The sequence below is a fragment of the Pontibacter amylolyticus genome (assembly GCF_014638845.1).
GTDB classification, from domain to species: domain Bacteria; phylum Bacteroidota; class Bacteroidia; order Cytophagales; family Hymenobacteraceae; genus Pontibacter; species Pontibacter amylolyticus.
In genome coordinates, this window is sequence record NZ_BMFP01000002.1 from 329,431 (window position 1) to 347,824 (window position 18,394).

At 52.7% G+C, this 18,394-nt stretch carries 18 protein-coding genes; 3 read left to right on the top strand and 15 right to left on the bottom strand.

Annotation, left to right across the window (positions count from 1 at the left end; translation table 11 throughout):
* Positions 1 to 2: 2 nt before the first annotated feature.
* From IEV97_RS06410 to IEV97_RS06440, 7 genes are all read right to left on the bottom strand, one after another.
* Positions 3 to 980 (bottom strand): YbbR-like domain-containing protein, encoded by a 978-nt coding sequence (locus tag IEV97_RS06410; protein ID WP_188500679.1) that lies wholly within the window; start codon positions 978 to 980, stop codon positions 3 to 5.
* 12 nt (positions 981 to 992) lie between these two features.
* The gene (gene yajC, locus IEV97_RS06415; protein ID WP_007655023.1) at positions 993 to 1,295 is read right to left on the bottom strand and encodes a preprotein translocase subunit YajC; all 303 of its coding nucleotides are present in this window, start codon (positions 1,293 to 1,295) and stop codon (positions 993 to 995) included.
* Positions 1,296 to 1,325: 30 nt separating this feature from the next.
* Complete coding sequence (locus IEV97_RS06420) at positions 1,326 to 1,865, bottom strand: DUF1573 domain-containing protein (RefSeq protein ID WP_188500680.1); 540 nt, start codon at positions 1,863 to 1,865, stop codon at positions 1,326 to 1,328.
* Positions 1,866 to 1,890: 25 nt separating this feature from the next.
* Positions 1,891 to 2,889: an isocitrate/isopropylmalate dehydrogenase family protein gene (locus tag IEV97_RS06425; RefSeq protein ID WP_188500681.1), complete on the bottom strand. Its 999-nt coding sequence runs from the start codon at positions 2,887 to 2,889 to the stop codon at positions 1,891 to 1,893.
* Between the two features lie 2 nt (positions 2,890 to 2,891).
* Entirely contained in the window at positions 2,892 to 3,194 is a 303-nt protein-coding gene (locus IEV97_RS06430; RefSeq protein ID WP_188500682.1) for a YtxH domain-containing protein, read from the bottom strand.
* Between the two features lie 80 nt (positions 3,195 to 3,274).
* Positions 3,275 to 4,414 carry a transcription antitermination factor NusB gene (gene nusB, locus IEV97_RS06435; RefSeq protein WP_229733827.1) on the bottom strand — a complete coding sequence of 380 codons (1,140 nt, stop codon included), beginning with the start codon at positions 4,412 to 4,414 and terminating at the stop codon, positions 3,275 to 3,277.
* A 238-nt stretch (positions 4,415 to 4,652) separates the two neighbouring features.
* A complete protein-coding gene (locus IEV97_RS06440) occupies positions 4,653 to 5,753 on the bottom strand; it encodes a Glu/Leu/Phe/Val family dehydrogenase (protein WP_188500684.1) in 1,101 nt (366 codons plus the stop codon).
* Positions 5,754 to 5,904: 151 nt separating this feature from the next.
* Between IEV97_RS06440 and IEV97_RS06445 the strand changes: the two genes are divergently transcribed.
* Together IEV97_RS06445 and IEV97_RS06450 are read left to right on the top strand one after the other, a co-directional pair.
* Complete coding sequence (locus IEV97_RS06445; protein ID WP_188500685.1) at positions 5,905 to 7,689, top strand: ABC transporter ATP-binding protein; 1,785 nt, start codon at positions 5,905 to 5,907, stop codon at positions 7,687 to 7,689.
* 137 nt (positions 7,690 to 7,826) lie between these two features.
* Positions 7,827 to 8,255 (top strand): hypothetical protein, encoded by a 429-nt coding sequence (locus IEV97_RS06450; protein WP_188500686.1) that lies wholly within the window; start codon positions 7,827 to 7,829, stop codon positions 8,253 to 8,255.
* Positions 8,256 to 8,368: 113 nt separating this feature from the next.
* On the opposite strand, the gene IEV97_RS06455 is transcribed toward IEV97_RS06450, so the two are convergent.
* The 7 genes from IEV97_RS06455 to IEV97_RS06485 form a co-directional block, all read right to left on the bottom strand.
* Positions 8,369 to 8,980, bottom strand: coding sequence for a TetR/AcrR family transcriptional regulator (locus IEV97_RS06455; protein WP_188500687.1), 612 nt, complete (start codon positions 8,978 to 8,980; stop codon positions 8,369 to 8,371).
* A gap of 84 nt (positions 8,981 to 9,064) precedes the next feature.
* On the bottom strand, positions 9,065 to 9,586 hold the full coding sequence (locus IEV97_RS06460; protein WP_188500688.1) for a GyrI-like domain-containing protein: 522 nt from the start codon (positions 9,584 to 9,586) through the stop codon (positions 9,065 to 9,067).
* Positions 9,583 to 11,352 carry an ABC transporter ATP-binding protein gene (locus tag IEV97_RS06465; protein ID WP_188500689.1) on the bottom strand — a complete coding sequence of 590 codons (1,770 nt, stop codon included), beginning with the start codon at positions 11,350 to 11,352 and terminating at the stop codon, positions 9,583 to 9,585. Before IEV97_RS06465 ends, IEV97_RS06460 begins: the two co-directional genes overlap by 4 nt.
* Before the next feature lie 893 nt (positions 11,353 to 12,245).
* Positions 12,246 to 13,553 (bottom strand): cystathionine gamma-synthase family protein, encoded by a 1,308-nt coding sequence (locus tag IEV97_RS06470; protein ID WP_188500690.1) that lies wholly within the window; start codon positions 13,551 to 13,553, stop codon positions 12,246 to 12,248.
* Position 13,554: 1 nt separating this feature from the next.
* Positions 13,555 to 14,322, bottom strand: a complete 768-nt coding sequence (gene truA / locus IEV97_RS06475) for a tRNA pseudouridine(38-40) synthase TruA (RefSeq protein WP_188500691.1) — start codon at positions 14,320 to 14,322, stop codon at positions 13,555 to 13,557.
* A gap of 169 nt (positions 14,323 to 14,491) precedes the next feature.
* Positions 14,492 to 14,953 (bottom strand): hypothetical protein, encoded by a 462-nt coding sequence (locus IEV97_RS06480; RefSeq protein ID WP_188500692.1) that lies wholly within the window; start codon positions 14,951 to 14,953, stop codon positions 14,492 to 14,494.
* A 137-nt stretch (positions 14,954 to 15,090) separates the two neighbouring features.
* Positions 15,091 to 16,290: an acetyl-CoA C-acyltransferase gene (locus IEV97_RS06485; protein ID WP_188500693.1), complete on the bottom strand. Its 1,200-nt coding sequence runs from the start codon at positions 16,288 to 16,290 to the stop codon at positions 15,091 to 15,093.
* A 64-nt stretch (positions 16,291 to 16,354) separates the two neighbouring features.
* Between IEV97_RS06485 and IEV97_RS06490 the strand changes: the two genes are divergently transcribed.
* Entirely contained in the window at positions 16,355 to 16,852 is a 498-nt protein-coding gene (locus IEV97_RS06490) for a DUF4293 domain-containing protein (RefSeq protein ID WP_188500694.1), read from the top strand.
* Positions 16,853 to 17,055: 203 nt separating this feature from the next.
* On the opposite strand, the gene IEV97_RS06495 is transcribed toward IEV97_RS06490, so the two are convergent.
* The gene (locus tag IEV97_RS06495) at positions 17,056 to 18,393 is read right to left on the bottom strand and encodes a PepSY-associated TM helix domain-containing protein (protein WP_188500695.1); all 1,338 of its coding nucleotides are present in this window, start codon (positions 18,391 to 18,393) and stop codon (positions 17,056 to 17,058) included.
* Position 18,394 lies beyond the last annotated feature (1 nt).

Below are 18,394 nucleotides of genomic sequence, written 5' to 3' on the forward strand. Positions count from 1 at the left end.
CTTTATTTTTTTAAGACGGCTTTGATGCGCTCAGGCCAAAGCGTGATGTTGCGGGCGCCGGCAGGCTTCTGCACAAGTTCGGGTGCCACAGTGGAGTCGAGGCGGCTATACCTGGAGAAGTCCACGATGGCCTTGAATGCCTCGGAGTTGATGACGGCCGCTGAATCCTCGAGTGCGAGGTAGCGTATCAAGACCACTTGCGGACGCAGGGTTACCTCGGTATTCAAGGGCACATTCACCATCTCCGGCACAACCTGGTGCTCGCGCTGCTGCAGTGGCCTTATCCTTGCCGAAACAGTGGCTTCTGTTATATCCGCCTTCACAAGCGACTTGTTATCATACTCGATAGGCACTACGATCTTAGCCGACTCGGTCAGGTTGGTGATCGGCAGGCGCAAAATAAAAGGGCTGGGCAAACTATCGACCATGGAGGATGGCCCGCGGAAGGTAATGGAATCTGGGTCGATGCGGACAGGGCGCAGCAAGGCGTGGCGTTCGCCTGTCACTTTCTGAGCAGGATCGAGCTGCAGTGGAATGCGGCGCGTCACATTCTCATTGAAGTTAAAGAAGAGGGTATCGGTTACAACAAAGTTAAGCTGCAGACCGTCCATGGCATTCACCAGAGCAGGTCTTAGGGCTGAGCCAAGCAGGTAGTTGTTGCGGGGAAGGCTACGGATGTAGACCTCTGCGGGCTGTACTTCTACTCTAAGCGCTTTGCGGAGGAGTTTCCACCCCCGGCCGGTAACATTTACCGCTACCTCTTCAGGCAGCGGACTGATTGGAACCAGGCGCTGTTCGTTGTACACAAAGCGCACCGGGTAGGTGGTCTGTGTAGAGTAGCTTTTATTGAGGGCATTGAGCAGCCAGAAAGTAGAGGCCGCCACAAAACAGAGCACTACAATTCGCCAGTAGTGCTCTGTTTGGGGCTTAAATGGCCTTACAAACCATAAAATGATATTTCGGGCTTTCTCAAACGACAAGGTGTCTTATCCTTATTTCACTTTAGCAGTAGCTTCCAGCGAGATAGCAGATTTCTCAAACACAAGGCGCACGCCTTTGTCTACTTCTATCTCTACGGTGTCATCGTTCACAGCTGTTAAACGACCATGCAGTCCGCCTATTGTCACGACCTGCATGCCTTTGGTCAGCTCTTCACGAAATTTTTTCTGGTCCTTCGCCTTTTTCTGCTGCGGACGGATCATGAAAAAATAGAAAACAAGGATAATAGCGCCGAACATCAGGAGCTGTGGCAGCATGCCACCGTCTGGTGCGGCTTGTAGGAATATCGTTTGCATAAAAAGGGTTGTGCTCTTTGGAGCGTGTTTTTAGTTGAGTTTCACAGGGCCGTCGGCGCCTGCAGTTGGAATGCTTGATGACGTTACGTTGCCTTTCATGAACACACGCACAATGTTAGGCTCTGTGTTGGCACGTACCGTTACAGTTGGAGACTGCTGGCCAGGCTTGTTGCGGCTATCGAAACGAACCTTCACTTCACCTTCTTCACCAGGAGCAACAGGAGTCTTCGTCCAGTCAGGAGCAGTACAACCGCAAGAAGCAGAAGCACTCTCGATCACCAGCGGTGACTTACCTGTGTTGGTGAATTTGAAGGTATGCTCCACTACATCACCTTCCTTAATAGTACCAAAATCATACTCGGTTGTCTCGAAGCTCATCACCGCCATGTTCTCCGTGCTTGTCGCCTGGCTGGTCGGCACTACGTTCGGGTTGTCCACTGCCTGTGGCTGTGCTGCAGGTGCGGTTGCTTCGGCAGTAGTTGCCTCCGATGCCGTCGTGTTGTTCTGGTCGCAGCTGGTCACTGTCATGGCAGTGCCAAGCGCTAGGGCTAATAAGAAGTTCTTTTTCATATCAGTTAAACAGCTTTTTGCTTGATTATAGTTTCGCAATAATGTGTTGTGCAAATTCCATGGTGCTGGCTTTGCCACCCAGGTCGCCTGTGCACTGCTCTCTGTTGGCAAGCGTTGCGTCCAGCGCCGTCTCAATGCGGTTTGCCTCATCTTTCAGGTCGATGTGGTGGAGCATCATGATGGCGGAGCGCAGCAGCGCAGTTGGGTTTGCCTTGCCCTGGCCTGCAATATCAGGAGCAGAGCCGTGTACGGCTTCGAAAATGGCCATGTCGCTGCCGATGTTGGCACCGGATACCACGCCCAGACCGCCTACCAGACCCGCGCACAGGTCAGACAGGATATCGCCGAACAGGTTGGTGGTTACGATCACGTCGAACTGCTCTGGCTTGATCACCAGCTGCATGCACATGTTGTCGATGATCTTATCGTCGTACTGGATGTGCGGATATTCTTTTGAGATTTCGCTGGCTTCGCTCAGGAACAGGGCGCCAGCGCTTTTCAGAATATTGGCTTTGTGAACCGCCGTTACCTTCTTGCAGTTGTGCTTGTTGGCGTACTCAAAGGCAGCGCGGATAATCTTGCGGCAGCCAACGCGTGTGAGACGGGCTACTGAGTCAGAGATCTGCAGACGCTCGTCGAACATCTCCAGGCCAGAGTACAGGCCTTCGGTGTTCTCACGGAACAGCACCAGGTTTACGTTATCGAAGCGGGTGTTCACGCCTGGCGTCGTCTTGGCGGGGCGTACGTTGGAGTACAGGTCGAACATCTGGCGCAGCTGCACATTGATGCTCTTGAAACCTTTGCCAACCGGCGTAGTGATAGGGCCTTTCAGGGCCACTTTGTTTTTCTTAAGCGAGGCAATCAGGGTTGAAGGGATCAGCTCACCCATTGAGTCGAAGGTGGTCTGTCCTGCATTTTCCTCTTCCCAGGTTACGGGCACCTTAGCGGCACTGAAAACGGCTTTAACAGCTTCTGTAATCTCTGGTCCAATCCCGTCGCCGGGAATCAGTGTAATCTCTCTCATGTCTATATTTCTTTCCTGCTGTTAATCTCGTTGATAAGTGAATCCACATCGCCCAGCAGCTTCTCGGCCTTGTCTTTTGCGTCCTGTATCACACGCTGCCCCTCGGACTTTGCGCTTGATGTTACGCGGTTGCGGTCTTCCACCAGTTCTTCCAGCAGGTCTGACAGGGTATCGCGGTATTTCTCAAGGCGGTAGCTCAGCCAGCTGCGTGTCTCTCTACCTTTCTCTGGCGCAAACAGGATGCCTGCTGCAGCTCCTACAGCGGCTCCGGAAACGAAAAACAGGATATTGCTCGTTTTACTCATAGGATTATCTCTATACTTATATATTAGGTATGTCGTTTTTCCCTATTACGGCATAATGGGGCGTAAAGACGGACAATACCTTATTTGTTGTCGATCAAACCACGGCCTGACTTGCGGATTTCTCCTTTTGTGGTCAGTTCCTGCGCCATCTTGTCCAGTACGCCATTCACAAACTGCTTGCTTTTCGGCGTGCTGTACAGCTTCGAGATCTCAATGTATTCGTTGATGGTCACTTTAACGGGTATGCTTCGGAAGATGTGCATTTCGCAAAGCGCCAACTTCAGGATGATCTTGTCAAGCAGGGCCACACGCTCCACATCCCAGTTCTTCACGCTTGCGGCAATCATGGCCTCGTACTTTTCATCATCCTGCAGGGTTTGGTGGTAGAGCTCCTCAAAGAAGGCCTTGTCGTCTTCCCAGTTAGCCGAAAGGTCGAGCAATACGGGCTCTTCTTCGGTCTCTTCGCCAAACATCTTTACAGTCTTGTTGACCAGGCTTTTCACGATGGATTTGTTCTCCACCCAGTTCAAATCCTGCTCTTCAAACAAAGATTGTAAGTTTTTTTCTTTAAAAATAATGTTTTTGAAAATATGTTTCACCACTTCCAGGTCCTCCTCGAGCGTGGGCTCAGGCAGTGCCAGGTAGTTCAGAAACACTTCGTCCTGCTTCAGAATGTTCTTGTAAACGAGGCGAATTTCGCTGATGTCGGAGCCCCAGCTGATGTTGCGACGAATGATGTGCTGCTGGTAGGACTTGTTGGTGAGGATGCGTTGGGCTACCCGGTTGTTCAGAAAGCGCTTGACATCAGGGCCAGTGGCGGCCGTAAAACGTTTCTCCTTCTTCTCCTCCTCATCTTTTACCAGCTCGTTGATCAGCTCCAGAATCTGCAGGGTGCCCAGGTAGTGATCGTAGATGCGCTCCACCGCACTCATCATCTGGCTGCTGTATTGCTTGTAGTCTTTTTTGGTGAGGTTCTTATAAGTTACAACAGCTCTATTTACCGCATCTATTATCTCCTTGCCGGTCTCTTCTGTTTCAAACTGGCCCGTTTCGTGCCATTCCTTAAAGAGCAGCTGGGCAATCTGTTTGCGGCCTTCAAGCAGCTTGCGGTCCTGCACCTCCATGGAGTTCAGGTCCGGTGCGAAGTCTTCTGCTATCTGGTCAAGTGCCAGCTGGTAATCCGAACCTTCGGCCTGTTTGTAGGCATAAATGGCTTGCATAGCCTTGATTCGAAGTGTTCTGCGGTTGAGCATAATGGTATTTTAAAGAACGTGTTGGTTGATATGTGTTTTACTATAGTCGGTGCCGCGGCACCAAAAGCAGCAGACAGGTATAGCTGCCGCTGGTAAAGGTATACGCAAAGGCGAACCTGTGCGCTAATAAATATGGCATGTAGTAAAACAAAAGTGCCACAGGTTAATGCAGCACTTTTGTTTTGAATAAGATCAAAAGGAAAGCCTAGAAAGTGGACTTTACTTTACCAATGGCGTTGATGCGCTGCTCTGCCATCTTGGTAGCGGCTAGCTGCGTATGGATGCCTTCTTTCTCAGCCTTCTCAAAGATATCCAGGGTATAGCCGTAGATACGCTCTGTCTGAGCATAAGCGCTTTCGCGGTTGTAGCCAACCAGCTCAGAGTACACGTTGATCAGACCACCCGCATTGATCAGGAAGTCCGGAGCGTATGCGATGCCTTTTTCTATCAGCGCAGGGCCATGAATGGACTCATCGCGCAGCTGGTTGTTGGCGCTGCCCGCAATCACCTGGCACTTCAGGCGGTTCAGGGTGTCGTCGTTGATGGTGCCACCCAGCGCGCATGGCGAGTAGATGTCCACATCCAGGTCATAGATCTCGTCCATGCCCACTACCTTTGCGTTGTACTTGGCAGAAATCTCGCGCAGACGGTCTTCGTAGATGTCGGTGATAAAAATCTGGGCGTTTTCCTTCGCCAGCAACTCTACCAGGTAGCCACCTACGTGACCAACACCCTGCACAGAGATCTTCTTACCTGCCAGTGAGTCAGAACCATACACCTTCTTGGCAGCAGCTTTCATGCCCATGTAGGTACCGTAAGCCGTTACCGGAGACGGGTCTCCGCCACCACCCATCGATTCTGGAAGACCGGCCACATGATCTGTTTCCATCTTGATGAACTCCATATCTTTGGTCGTGGTCCCTACGTCTTCGGCCGTGATGTAAGCACCGTTCAGGTTCTTCACAAAGCGACCGTAGCGGCGCATCAGGGCTTCTGATTTATCTTTTTTAGCATCGCCGATGATCACGGCTTTACCGCCACCCAAGTTCAGCCCGGAGATGGCAGCCTTATAGGTCATACCTCTCGAAAGACGCAACACATCATTCAGCGCTTCAGCATCAGAAGCATAAGACCACATACGGGTACCACCCAGTGCCGGGCCAAGTACCGTATTGTGGATACCAATGATAGCTTTCAGACCGGTCTCGTGGTCGTGGCAGAAAACTACTTTCTCATGGTTATACTCTGATATCTGACCGAAGATAGAATCGTCTTTCTTCAGTTCAACTTCTTTTAGTTCGACCATTTATGAATTTAAATTAAGGGTTGTCCTATCTTTGTAGTAGACGGGAAGGAAGTACCTCCCGTTTCATGCTGCAAAATTAATTCTTTTTTTGATTAATTCAATTTGAACCTGATAACTCTACGTAAAAGCCTCTGAGCTTCATATTCTTGCTGTGAAATCACTCCGCTACCTCAATAAATATCTGCTCAAGTATAAATACCGCCTTTTCTGGGGGCTGGTATTCATCATCATATCCAACTTTTTCCAGATTCTGCCTGCCCAGGTGGTGCGCCATGCCTTCAATTTGATCAAAGAAGGCATCAACCTGCACAACCTGTATGGGGGCATGGAACAGCAGGAGTTGGTGTACGACAATTTCGCGAGCAGCATCCTGGTGTATGGGGTGGTGATCTTGGTGATGGCGCTCCTGCGGGGCCTTTTCCTATTTTTCGTGCGGCAGACCATCATCGTGATGAGCCGCCTGATCGAAAACGACCTCAAAAACGAGATTTACGAGCACTACCAGAGCCTGCCGCTCAGTTTCTACCGCAAAAACAACACCGGCGACCTGATGTCGCGCATCTCCGAAGACGTGAGCCGGGTGCGCATGTACCTTGGCCCGGCCATTATGTACGGCCTCAACCTGGTCATTCTGTTTCTGATGGTGATTCCGTACATGCTGTCGGTGAACGTGAAGCTTACGCTCTATACCCTGATTCCGCTGCCAATCCTGGCCATCAGCATTTACTACGTCAACAACATCATTGAGCGAAAGTCCGACGAGATTCAGCGCAGCCTCTCAGGTATAACGACCTTTGTGCAGGAGGCTTTCTCAGGTATACGGGTGCTCAAATCCTTTGTGCGCGAAGACGATTCGCACAACAACTTCACCAAAGCCAGCAATAATTACAAGGATAAGTCGCTGGAGCTCAACTTCGTGAACTCGCTCTTTTTCCCGCTGGTGCTTTTTCTGGTGGGCCTGAGTACCATCATCACGGTATACATTGGCGGTCAGGAAGTGATGAACGGGAGCATTACCACCGGTAACATCGCCGAGTTTATCATTTATGTGAACATGCTCACCTGGCCTGTTACTTCGCTGGGCTGGACGGCCAGCCTGGTGCAGCGCGCCGCCGCTTCGCAAGCCCGCATCAACGAGTTCCTGAACACCAAAAACGACATCATTTCGCGCGCGAACATCAGCAAGCCGATCGAGGGGGACATCGTGTTCGAAAATGTGGATTTTGTATACCCTGACACAGGTATACACGCCCTGAAAAACATCTCGTTCCGCATCAACCACGGCGAAACGCTGGCCGTTATCGGCAACACAGGCTCGGGCAAAAGCACGATTGCCACGCTCCTACCCCGCATGTACGACGTCACCAGCGGCCGCATTTTGATTGACGGGGTGGATGTGCGCGACTATAACTTAGAGAGCCTCCGCAGCCAGATCGGCTACGTCCCGCAGGATGTGTTCCTTTTCTCCGACTCCATCCGCAACAACATCGGCTTTGGTTTGCCGAGCATCACGGAAGAGCAGATGGTGCAGTCCGCCAAAGACGCCGACGTATACGAGAACATCATGCGCTTCCCCGAGCAGTTCGACACCAAGCTGGGTGAGCGGGGCATCACGCTTTCCGGCGGTCAGAAGCAGCGGGTGTCCATCGCCAGGGCGCTGGTGCGGGAACCAAGCATTTTGATCCTCGATGACTCGCTCTCGGCCGTGGACACCAAGACGGAGAACGCCATCCTCAACAGCCTTCGCCGCATCATGGCCAACCGCACTTCTATTATCATTTCACATAGAGTATCTTCCGTAAAACTGGCCGACAAGATCCTGGTACTGGATGATGGCGAGATCGTGCAGCACGGTACGCACGAAGAGCTGATACAGCAGCAGGGGCTCTACAAGGTGCTTTATGAGCGACAACTACAGGCCGAGGACTCGCAGTAGACCTCTTTGCAACTTCCTGATTATGAACCCGAAATGAATCAGCTCAACTGGCCATAGTATTATCTGAGGGAATTTTTTGATACAGAAACTGTTATAGGTACGTATAGCAAGTTTAATCAACTCCTAAATCTCTATCTATGGCTATTGACATACAGCAAATCGGCAAAAGGTTCCGTTTTTATACCAGCATCAAAGAGTTGGAAATGCCACAGCTCCTCGAGATGACGGGCAGCGATGAAGCAGTGCTTGCCAACATCCTGTCAGGGAAAAATTACCTGCTCGATGAGTTAGTGGCTATCGTAAAGAATTTTCATGACCTGAACACGCAGTGGCTCATCTATGGAGAGGGTGGTATGTTCAAGCCCATGGACGAGGACGGCACCTGCAAAGACAACCACAAAGGCTGCCTCAAAAAGGACAAAACCGCCTACCTGAAGCAAATGCAGAACATGCTCATAGAGCTCGACGCTGCCGAAGTAGCCAAAGGCCACCACGCCGATGTGGATGCGCTGAAGGCAAAGCTGGAAGAGTACAAAGCCAGTCAGGGCAACAGCATGGCTGAGTAGTTAACGGCCTAACCCCACACCCTATTTTGATACGTTTATTAGCCTGAGCAGGCTTTAGACATACTGATGCCCCCATGCAAGCGGTTTGCTTTCCTGGGGGCATTTTTTATTCCTTACACCCTCACCCGTATACCTTCCAGAATCAGGTTCACGGTATAGAGAACCTCGCGCTCTATTTTCTCAAAGTCGATGGAGGGCAGGTTGTGGAATTGGGCGCGCTGGAACTCTTCGAACTGGATCAGGTCTTTGACGACCATGATAGAGTAGCCCACCCGCTCGGCTTCACACTCGATAAAAGTGCCGTTGGCTATACCTTCTTTAATGACGGAGGCGTAGAAATTCGTCTCCTTGGCACGCGATTCCTTAAAAAGCTCCTGAAACATGATGCGCGTTTCGATGAGCACTTGGATGGAGATGGTGTGCTGCGTGACGATTTCCTGATAGTAGCGCAGCGATGAGCGGATGTAACGCAACAAGCGCTCGCGGGGGTCTTTTTCCTGTTCGGCTATTTTCTTGATCCGGTACAGACTGTCTTTCCACTCCTGCGAGAAAGCCTCGATAAAGAGCACTTCTTTGCTCTTGTAGTAATAGTAGAGCGTGGGTTTCTTGAGTCCGATGGCATGGGCAATGTCATCCAGTGTGGCTTTGCTATAGCCTAGTTTGCCGAACACCGACTTAGCTGCGTCCAGTATCAGCTCCTTTTTTGCCTCTGCCTTTTTGCCCAATTTGCTGTTTTGCTATCGTTCCACGGGGAAAGGAGTGACCGTTCCCCTTTTATCAAATATAGAGAGATAATCTATACCTGCAAGCTAGTCCTTTATCGGAACCTCCACTATACCCTGATGGTCATCGGGGAACCACTCCACGTAGAAAGTGTCCAATTCTAGGTCCTTCTTTTTGGCGTAGTCAAAAATAGCTTCGTAGAGTCTGTTTGGGGCCAGCATGTAATGGGCGTTCACTTCGCCGCGCAGCACACGTCGGCCAGCGGGCACTACCCGCAGTTCGTAGTCGGCAGGCAACTGCACCGTGCTGTCAGGTATAATTATGCCGATAAAAGCGTTCACACTATCGGCCCTCCCCTCGGGATTGTTGTAGTAGATATTGCCCAGCGTTCCTCCCAGTTCTTTCTTGTCGAGCACCTCGGCAGCTCTCCGGAAAGCATCATTGATCCCACTGTCGTTTACGGAACCATGGAAGGCGCGGCCCGCCACATAAAGTTGTGTTGAACTTGCTTCTGATACGCTGGCCGAGCTGAAGCCTCCCAGATAGGCATAAAAAGCCGCTACGATGAAGGAGAGCACCAACATCACTAACAAGAATTTCTTGTTCATAGGTCGATCATGTTTTTGTACTGCATGTGGTAGAGTTGCGCATAGTAACCGTCGTGGCGCAGTAATTCCTCGTGGTTACCCATTTCCTTTATCTCGCCCCGGTCCATCACAATAATCTTGTCAGCCTTCTGGATAGTAGACAGACGGTGGGCGATAACGATGGACGTACGACCGTGCATGAGCTGGTCGATGGCGTACTGGATCAGTTCTTCGGTTTCGGAGTCGACGCTAGAGGTGGCCTCGTCGAGGATGATGATCTCGGGGTTGTAGACCATGGCCCGCACGAAGGAGATCAGCTGGCGCTGGCCTACCGAAAGTGTGGCCCCACGCTCCATCACCTGGTAGTGCAGGCCGCCCGGCAGTCGCTCAATGAACTTGCGGGCGCCCACCAGGTCGGCGGCGTGCCACATCTGCTCCTCGGTGATGGCTTTGTTACCCAGGCTGATGTTGTCGGCGATGGTGCCCGAGAAGAGGAACACATCCTGCAGCACCACGCCGATGTGGTGGCGCAGCACGTCCAGGTCGTACTCCTTGATGTCGTGCCCATCGATCAGGATCTGGCCGCTGTTAATCTCGTAGAAACGATTGAGCAGGTTGATCATCGAGGTCTTACCCGCGCCCGTGGCTCCTACGAAGGCCACGGATTCGCCCGCTTTCACATCGAGCGAAATGTTGCGCAGCACCCAGTCCTCGTCTTTGTAGGCAAACCACACATCCTTGAAGTTCACGTTGCCTTTTATCTTCTCCGGTGCATAGGTGCCGTTGTCCGGTACCATTTCCTTGCTGTCGAGCAGGCGCATGAGGCGCTCGGTGCTCACCACGCCCAACTGCAGCGTGTTGAAGCGGTCGGCGATCATGCGGATCGGGCGGAAGAACATCTGGATATAGAGGATGAAGGCCATCAGCGTTCCCAGCGACACGTCGTTGTCGATCACGCCGTGAGCGCCATACCAAACGAGCAGGCCCAAACCGGCCGCACCGATGATCTCCGCCACCGGGAAGTACACCGAGTAGTAGAGCACAGACCGAACGTTGGCGCGGGTATGCTCCTTGTTGATCTCCTTGAACTTTTCCATCTCGCGCTTCTCGTTGTTGAAGATCTGCACGATGCTCATGCCGGTGATATGCTCCTGCACAAAGGAGTTGAGCCGTGCCACGGCCGTGCGCACATCCTGGAACGTGTCTTTGATCTTCTCTTTGAAAATGTAGATACTGATAAGCATGATCGGGAAAGTGGACAAACTCACCAGCGCCAGTTCCCAGTCGATGTAGAACATGAAGCCCAGGATGAAGACCAGCTGCAGGATATCGCCGATCATGGCCGCCAGCCCTTCGCTGAATACATCCGATAGCGTCTCCACATCCGACACGTTGCGGGTCACGAGCGTGCCAATGGGCGTGCGGTCGAAGAACTTGAGGCGCAGGTTGAGGATGTGGCGGTAAAGCACAACCCGTATGTCGCGCACCACGTGCTGACCGAGCCAGCCAGCGAAATAGGTATGGAGGTACTGCACGATGGCATGCACGACCAGAAGCACCGCGAGAATCACGAACATCTTGTTCAGTCCTTCCCAGTCGTTCTGCAGGATCTCCTGGTCCACGGTATACTGGATCAGGAAGGGGCGCACTGCAGCCAGTATGGCCGAGGCGAACGTCAGGAACACGATGAAGTAGAAGATCCGGATGTACGGCTTCACAAAGGTGAAGAGCCGCCGGATCACGTCCGCATCGAATACCTTGCCTGTATTTTGTGGTTTATCTTCCAAGTTTGGTTGTTCTGTTATTAAACCCGGGAACAATTGTTGTCCGCCTGTTCCTTTATTGTCCAGCTGCCCTACCTCAAAGGAGGCTTTTCTGCTGATACCAATTTTCAGGTATAGCTTGTATCTTTTGCCTTTTAAGGGCCACTTTACTTAACCCACCCCTCCCAAGAGGGGATTTTCAGCTGGTGCTTAATTGTCAGGTATAATCATAGTAGCTGCTATACCGGATCCAACCACCCCTGCCCCTCCTTGTCTTTTAGAGGGCCCCTACCCCCAGGCGGGGAATCTGTTGCTACCAATTTACAGGTATAGGCATTGTCGCTTCAGTATTCTGTGCACGATTGACATCCCCCTTCGAAGGGGGACCTTACTGCCGTGGCCAGCCTACAGGTATAAGCCATGTCGTGAGTGTGACGCACCACTGGCAGGTACAGCAAGGCTAACTTGCCCCGGAAGCGATGAAACAAACAGCATCAGCCAGGTGCACTTTTCGGCGCTCCACTGTTTGAGCGTTCAGCGAGTTTGGAGCGTCTTGACTTTTTTGCTTACTTTTTGTGTCAAGACAAAAAGTGAGTGCCCGCCGCACAGGCGAAGCTATGAAACAGCACGATTGCTATACCTGCAGAAAGCAATAGCCACAGTGCAAAGCAGGCTATACCTATACCTGAGTCTAACACAGACACGAGCTACTATGCCCCGAATCGAGTTCGGGATCTGCGACTCATGCAACTAACCAGCCGTAGCTATACCCTTACGGATACTACATGCTAACCGCTTGCAAAGTTAATGGTTTTTGCATCAGGATTTTCGGGATTTATCAGGTATAGCCATTCCTCCTGAAGGCACAAAAAAGCCCTCCCCTGTTTTGAGGAGAGGGCTTGGGTGGGATTTTATACCTATACCTCCGCTTCCACAGGTACGACTACTTTCTCGAGTGCCTGTGCGATATCTGATATGATATCCTCCGGGTGCTCCACGCCTACCGAGATGCGCACCATGCCTTCGCCAATCCCCATCACGGCGCGGTCAGCCAGACAGATGTCGGAGTGCGTCATGGAGGCAGGGTGCTCAGCCAGCGACTCGGTGCCACCAAGGCTCACGGCCAGTTTAATCAGCTTCAGGTTGTTCAGGAATGTGAATGCCTCTTTCTCGCCGCCTTTGATGTCGAACGAAATCATAGAGCCCGCTGCCTTGCATTGCTTGTCGTAAATAGCTTGTTGCTGCGGATTATCCTGCAGATAGCCGAGGAAGTAAATCTTGTCTACTTTCGGGTGCTCTTTCAGGTATGCCGCTACTACTTCGGCGCCGCGTGCCTGGCACTCCATCCGGATCTTCAGCGTCTCGAGGCTTCGCATCAGCATCCAGCCAGTCCACGGACTCGCCATGGAACCCATGAACGTACGCATGCCTTTTACTTGCTTCATCAAGTCAGCCGGGCCAGCACAGGCACCCGCGATCAGGTCGGAGTGGCCGCCAATGTACTTGGTGGCCGAGTATAGCACAAGATCAGCACCGTGCTTGAGTGGGTGCGAAAACACCGGGCCGAGGAAGGTGTTGTCCACGGCTACCACGACTTTTTTATCCGCAGTCGAGTGCTTCTTGGCCATGGCAGCGCATGCCTCGATATCCACCAGGTGGTTGGTTGGGTTGGCAGGGGTTTCCAGGTATACCATCGCCAGTTTGTCGGCCATACCTGACTCTTCGAGCATTTGCTCTACTTTCTCAATCGGGGTGTTGGCACGGAAGCCCATGCTCTTCACGCCGAACTTCGGCAGGATGTTTTTGATGTAGTAGTCAGAACCACCGTAGATGGGCTCGCTGTGCAGGATCAGATCGCCTGGCTTAAGCAAGGCCAGGAGCGTGGTGCTGATGGCGGCCATCCCGCTGGCAAACACGGCCGCTTCCTCGGCACCGTCCCAGAAGCGGAGGCGGTTCTCGAGTATCTCGAGGTCGGGGTTGTTGAGGCGGCTGTAGATCAGGCCAAGCTGCTCTTCGGCGTGCTTCTCACGCAGGCCATACGCTAGTTCAAAAAAGGCCTTGCCCTCTTCCGCGTTCTTGAACACGAAGGTAGAAGTCTGGTAAATCGGCGCCTTGACGGCCATTTCTGACCACTCCGGGTTATAACCGTAGCTCATCATCAAACTTTCAGGGCGCAGGTGTTTGCCGTTTAGATGGGGACCGTTCTGGTCTTCTGGTAATTGCATGCTATAAAGGGTTTGTTTTTGGTGATGTCTTGAAAATATGCTCCGGATACGACACCCTGGCCAGGTATAGCCCCTCCGATGGTGCCGCCCCACTGGCCTTGCTGCGGTCCTGGTTGGCCACAATCCGCTCAAAATCGGCCACCGTGAGCTTGCCGCGCCCTACGTCCAGTAAAGTGCCCACGACCAAGCGCACCATACCTCTCAGGAAGCGGTTGGCCCGGATCGTGAAAATAAGCTCGTCGCCCTGCTGTCGCCATATGGCCTCGTACATGTTGCAGCGGTAGTGATTGGTGTCGCCTTTGACTTTGCTAAAGGTCGTAAAATCCTCGTAACGAAGCAATACGGCAGCCGCCTCGTTCATCTGCGCCACATCCACGGAACGCGGCAGATACGTGGCGTAGTATCTTTTGAAAGGGTCTTTGGCCAGCGTGATGTGATAGTGATAAGTGCGCTCAAAGGCATCAAATCGGGCGTGGGCCGCGTCGGTGACCAGGTATAGGTTCTTCGCCACGATATCAGCCGGCAGGAGGCGGTTAAAGCGGTAAACCGTATGCGCGGGGTCCAGTTCCTCCTCCACATCAAAGTGCACGAACTGCTGACTTGCATGCACGCCCGTGTCGGTGCGGCCGCTCCCCGTGGAGTTGATGTGTTGCCGCAGCACTTTGCTCAGGCAATCGTCGAGCACCTCCTGCACCGAGAGCGCGTTGGGCTGCACCTGCCAACCATGAAAACGAGTGCCGTCGTAGGCGATTTCCAGAAAATACCGCATGGGCAAAGATAAGATTTCCTGACAAAAGTGAGAGAAAATTAGTGCACCCGGCCACTAAAGGCCACGCCTCATAGTTTATAAAAACAGAAAGGGCACTCCCATCAGGAGTGCCCTCTGCAAAGGGTGAAACTGTGTGCTCTACACTAGTATCGTTATAGCAAAAGGTTGTTTAGTTTCTGTGGCTGGGATCAGGGGAGCGATTACCGATATCGTCGTTTCTCACACCTTCCTGCAGAATTTCGCCCAGGCTGCGATTGCGGCGCTGCTCATCCCGCTTCTCCCAGCGCTCACGCTCCTGCCGTTCTGCTCTTTTCTCGTCTTCTTTTCGTCGTTCCCAGCGATCATCATCTCTTCGCTCATTTTCTCTTCGTCGCTCCCAACGCTCGTCATCTCTTCTTCTATCCTCCCAACGATCATCGTCGTCATCACGGTCTTTGTATTCCTTTTTGCGGGCCTTCTCATACTCCTTCTCCCGCTTCCACTCGGCATGCGCCCGGTGTTTCTCCTCTACAAAAGAGGGCTTGCCCTTTTTCTTGCCTTTATCTTTATCACCATTGTAGTCGGCGGCGGTGGCTACCTGAGCCCCAAATGCCACCAAACCTACCAGTACCAGTGTCATCAACTTTTTCATAAGCTTTTGTTTTAGGTTTGATGAAATGTAGGCAAAGGAGGTGCCAGTTTCTATCCGGTTAGCCACTGCGGCATAATATGCAAAAGAAAAAGGCCCTTCTGAAGCTTCAGAAGGGCCTTTCCTAATATAAAAAATAACTATAGTTTCTCGTAAATGATGGCTGCTCCTTGCCCTACCCCCACGCACATGGTGGCCAAACCGTAGCGCACGTTGTCGCGGCGCTTCATTTCGTGCAGTAAGGTAGCTGAGATACGGGTGCCGCTTGCCCCCAGTGGGTGACCGATGGCAATGGAGCCGCCGTTCACGTTCACGATCTCCGGGTTGATGCCGAGTTCCTGCACACAAGGTATAGCCTGCGCCGCAAACGCCTCGTTGATCTCAGCCAGACCAATGTCGTTGATGGTAAGGCCTGCACGTTTCAGGGCTTTCAGGGTAGCTGGAACCGGGCCCATGCCCATGTATGCGGGTTCTACACCGGCCACTGCGGCCGACACAATGCGGGCCATTGGCTTCAGGTCGAAGCGCTTTACGATTTCCTCACTCACGACCAACGAAGCGGCCGCCCCGTCGTTTATGCCAGAGGCGTTGCCTGCGGTCACAGTGCCGCATTTTTTGAAGGCTGCCCCCAGCGTGCCCAGCTTTTCTACAGACGAAAGGCGCGGGTGCTCGTCGGTGTCGAAGATGATCGGGTCGCCTTTGCGCTGCGGTACAGGTATAGGTACGATCTCGTCTTTGAACTTGCCGGCCTCGGCTGCGGCCTTGTACTTGAGCTGCGAGCTGTGGGCAAACTCGTCCTGCGCTTCACGTGAAACACCGTAGCGCTCGGCCACATTCTCGGCCGTCTCACCCATGCTGTACGGGTAGTGCAGTGACGAGAGTTGGTTGTTCACAAAGCGCCAGCCGATAGTGGTGTCGTAGATTTCGGGGGTGCGGGCGAAAGCGGTTTCGGCTTTGGCCATCACGAAAGGCGCGCGCGTCATGCTCTCCACGCCACCGGCCAGGTATACGTCGCCGTCGCCACAGGTAATGGCGCGACCAGCGTCGATGATGGACTGCAATCCCGAAGCGCAAAGGCGGTTCACGGTCACGCCACCGATCTCGTGCGGAAGCCCGGCCAACAGGAGCGCCATGCGGGCCACATTGCGGTTGTCTTCGCCAGCCTGGTTGGCGGCGCCCAACACCACATCCTCGATCAGGCTTGGGTCCAGCTGCGGATTGCGGGCCATCAACTCTTTCAGAATAAAGGCTGCCATGTCGTCGGGGCGCACGCTGCTGAGGGCTCCGGTAAACTTGCCAACGGGTGTTCTAACGATATCAATTATATAAGCTGTGCTCATCAATTTTTGTTTTACAGGTCTTTGTCTAATTTTGCATCTCTTTGCAAGTTAAATTAACCCCCTTATGATACAAAGAATTCAAACCGTATTTCTGGCGCTCATCGTGGTGGCCATGGTGTCCCTGTTGTTTTTGCCAATCTGGTCTAAAGTTGATGCCACCACCGGCGAAGAGGTGGTGCTGACTGCCTGGAACCTGTTTTTCCAGACGGTGAACGACCAGGGTGAGGCCGTGCAGGCAGGCGCGCAGACAGGCAGAAGCACGATCGCCATCGGCATCCTCGCGATTGTGGCAGCAGGTGTGGCCCTGTACGAGATTTTCCAGTTCAAGAGCCGCCTTACCCAAATGAAGTTCGGCCTGATTAACTCGCTGGTACTGATCGCACTGTTCGGCACCTCATTTTACTATGCCAACTACGTAGGCAACGCGATGGCTGCTGGCAACGGAGGTGGCTACGAGGCCGGTTTCTACATGCCTGTACTGGCGCTGTTTCTCAATGCCCTGGCTAACCGCTTCATCAAAAAAGACGAGGACCTGGTTCGCTCTGTCGACAGACTGCGCTAAGGTATAGCGCATTGCCAAATGCATAAAAAGGAAGGGCTTCTGTGATGAACAGAAGCCCTTCCTTTTTTAAAGTTGAGCACTAAGTAGAGAAAGCCACCTTGTCATTTCGAGTGCAACAAGAAATCTGAAATAGTGTGGAAACCATGAAATACCCCAGATTTCTTGTTGTACTCAAAATGACAAAAAAGCCTAAGCTACCACCTCTAAACCGTGGCCGACTTTCTGGCCACAGGTATAGCCCCCTTCTTCGACTTCTTGCGCAGCTTGTTGATCCAGATCAGCGTGCCCGTGATCGGCAGACTGGTCGCCACGAGGCAGGCGATGAAGTAGAGTATTTTGGAGAAGGTGCCATATACGTTGCCCACGTGCAGCGGCTTGATGGAGGAGGTGATTTTCTCGTTGAACGGCTTGTCGGCGAAGACATCAGCCTTCAGCACCTGTCCGCTGTACTGGTCGAGCTGCAGTTTGTCTGAGGCCGCCGGCGCAAAAAAGCCCACTTTGTTCTTGTTGATAGATACCGTAGCGGCTGAATCGGTTGAGAACGAAATGCGGTAGTCACCCTTGTAAGGCAGCGCGGTATCAGCCGCCTTTACGTAATCCGCTATCGTCGGTGCTGTGGCTTGGGTTGGATCTGTTGGCACAGTGGAGAAAAGCGGCTCTTCTTTGCGGTCTTTCGGCTGCTCTACGCCCAGCACTTTGAAGAATCCTTCTTTGTACCACTCAAACGACCAGGTAAGACCCGTCAGCGACATGACCAGCAACAGGAATGACGAGTAGAAACCAAGCGAGTTGTGTAGGTCGTGGTTAACGCGCTTCCAGTTGCCGCTCCACTTGATCTTGAGGCCTTGTCGCCAGTTTTTCACTTTCTGCGGGATCCAGATCACCAGACCACTGATAACGATCAGCGTGAAGATAATGGTAGCCCAGCCCACAATCGGACGGCCTACTTCGGTATCGAGCAACAACCAGCGGTGCAAACGGAACATGGTCATGAAAAACTCGGAAGTCGGACTTTCGGTCGTGCCGATCACTTCAGCTGTGTAGGGGTTCACGAGGTAGTTGGTGCCCCGGTCGCGGCCACCGCCTTTGCCACCAGGACCAGCACCCGGCCCGCCTTTGGCTACGGCAGCTTCCGGTCCTTTTTTGCCTTCACCGCCTTTTTCGCCGGCTCCCTTGTCACTACCTTTTGCTTTACCACCAGGGCCTTTTCCTTCCCCGCCCTTGTCCATTTTCACGTTCACGGTATAGGTACGGTAGGGGTCAGCAGGTATAGTAATAGCACTCACCTTACCGCCTGTCTCGGCTGCCACTTTTGCCATGATTGCTTCCGCTGCCATAGGCTCAACTCCCGCCTCTATCTGCACGGTAAACTTCTCCGGCTCCATAAACTCCTGCACCTCGGTGTTGAAGGTATAGATAGTGCCGCTCAGGCAGACCACAAACAGGATCAGGCCGCTCGCTATACCCATCCACAGGTGGAGGTCGTTGAACAGCTTGCGCACCTTTTGCCAGGTCGATTTTGGTTTTTGGTTTTGTGTCATG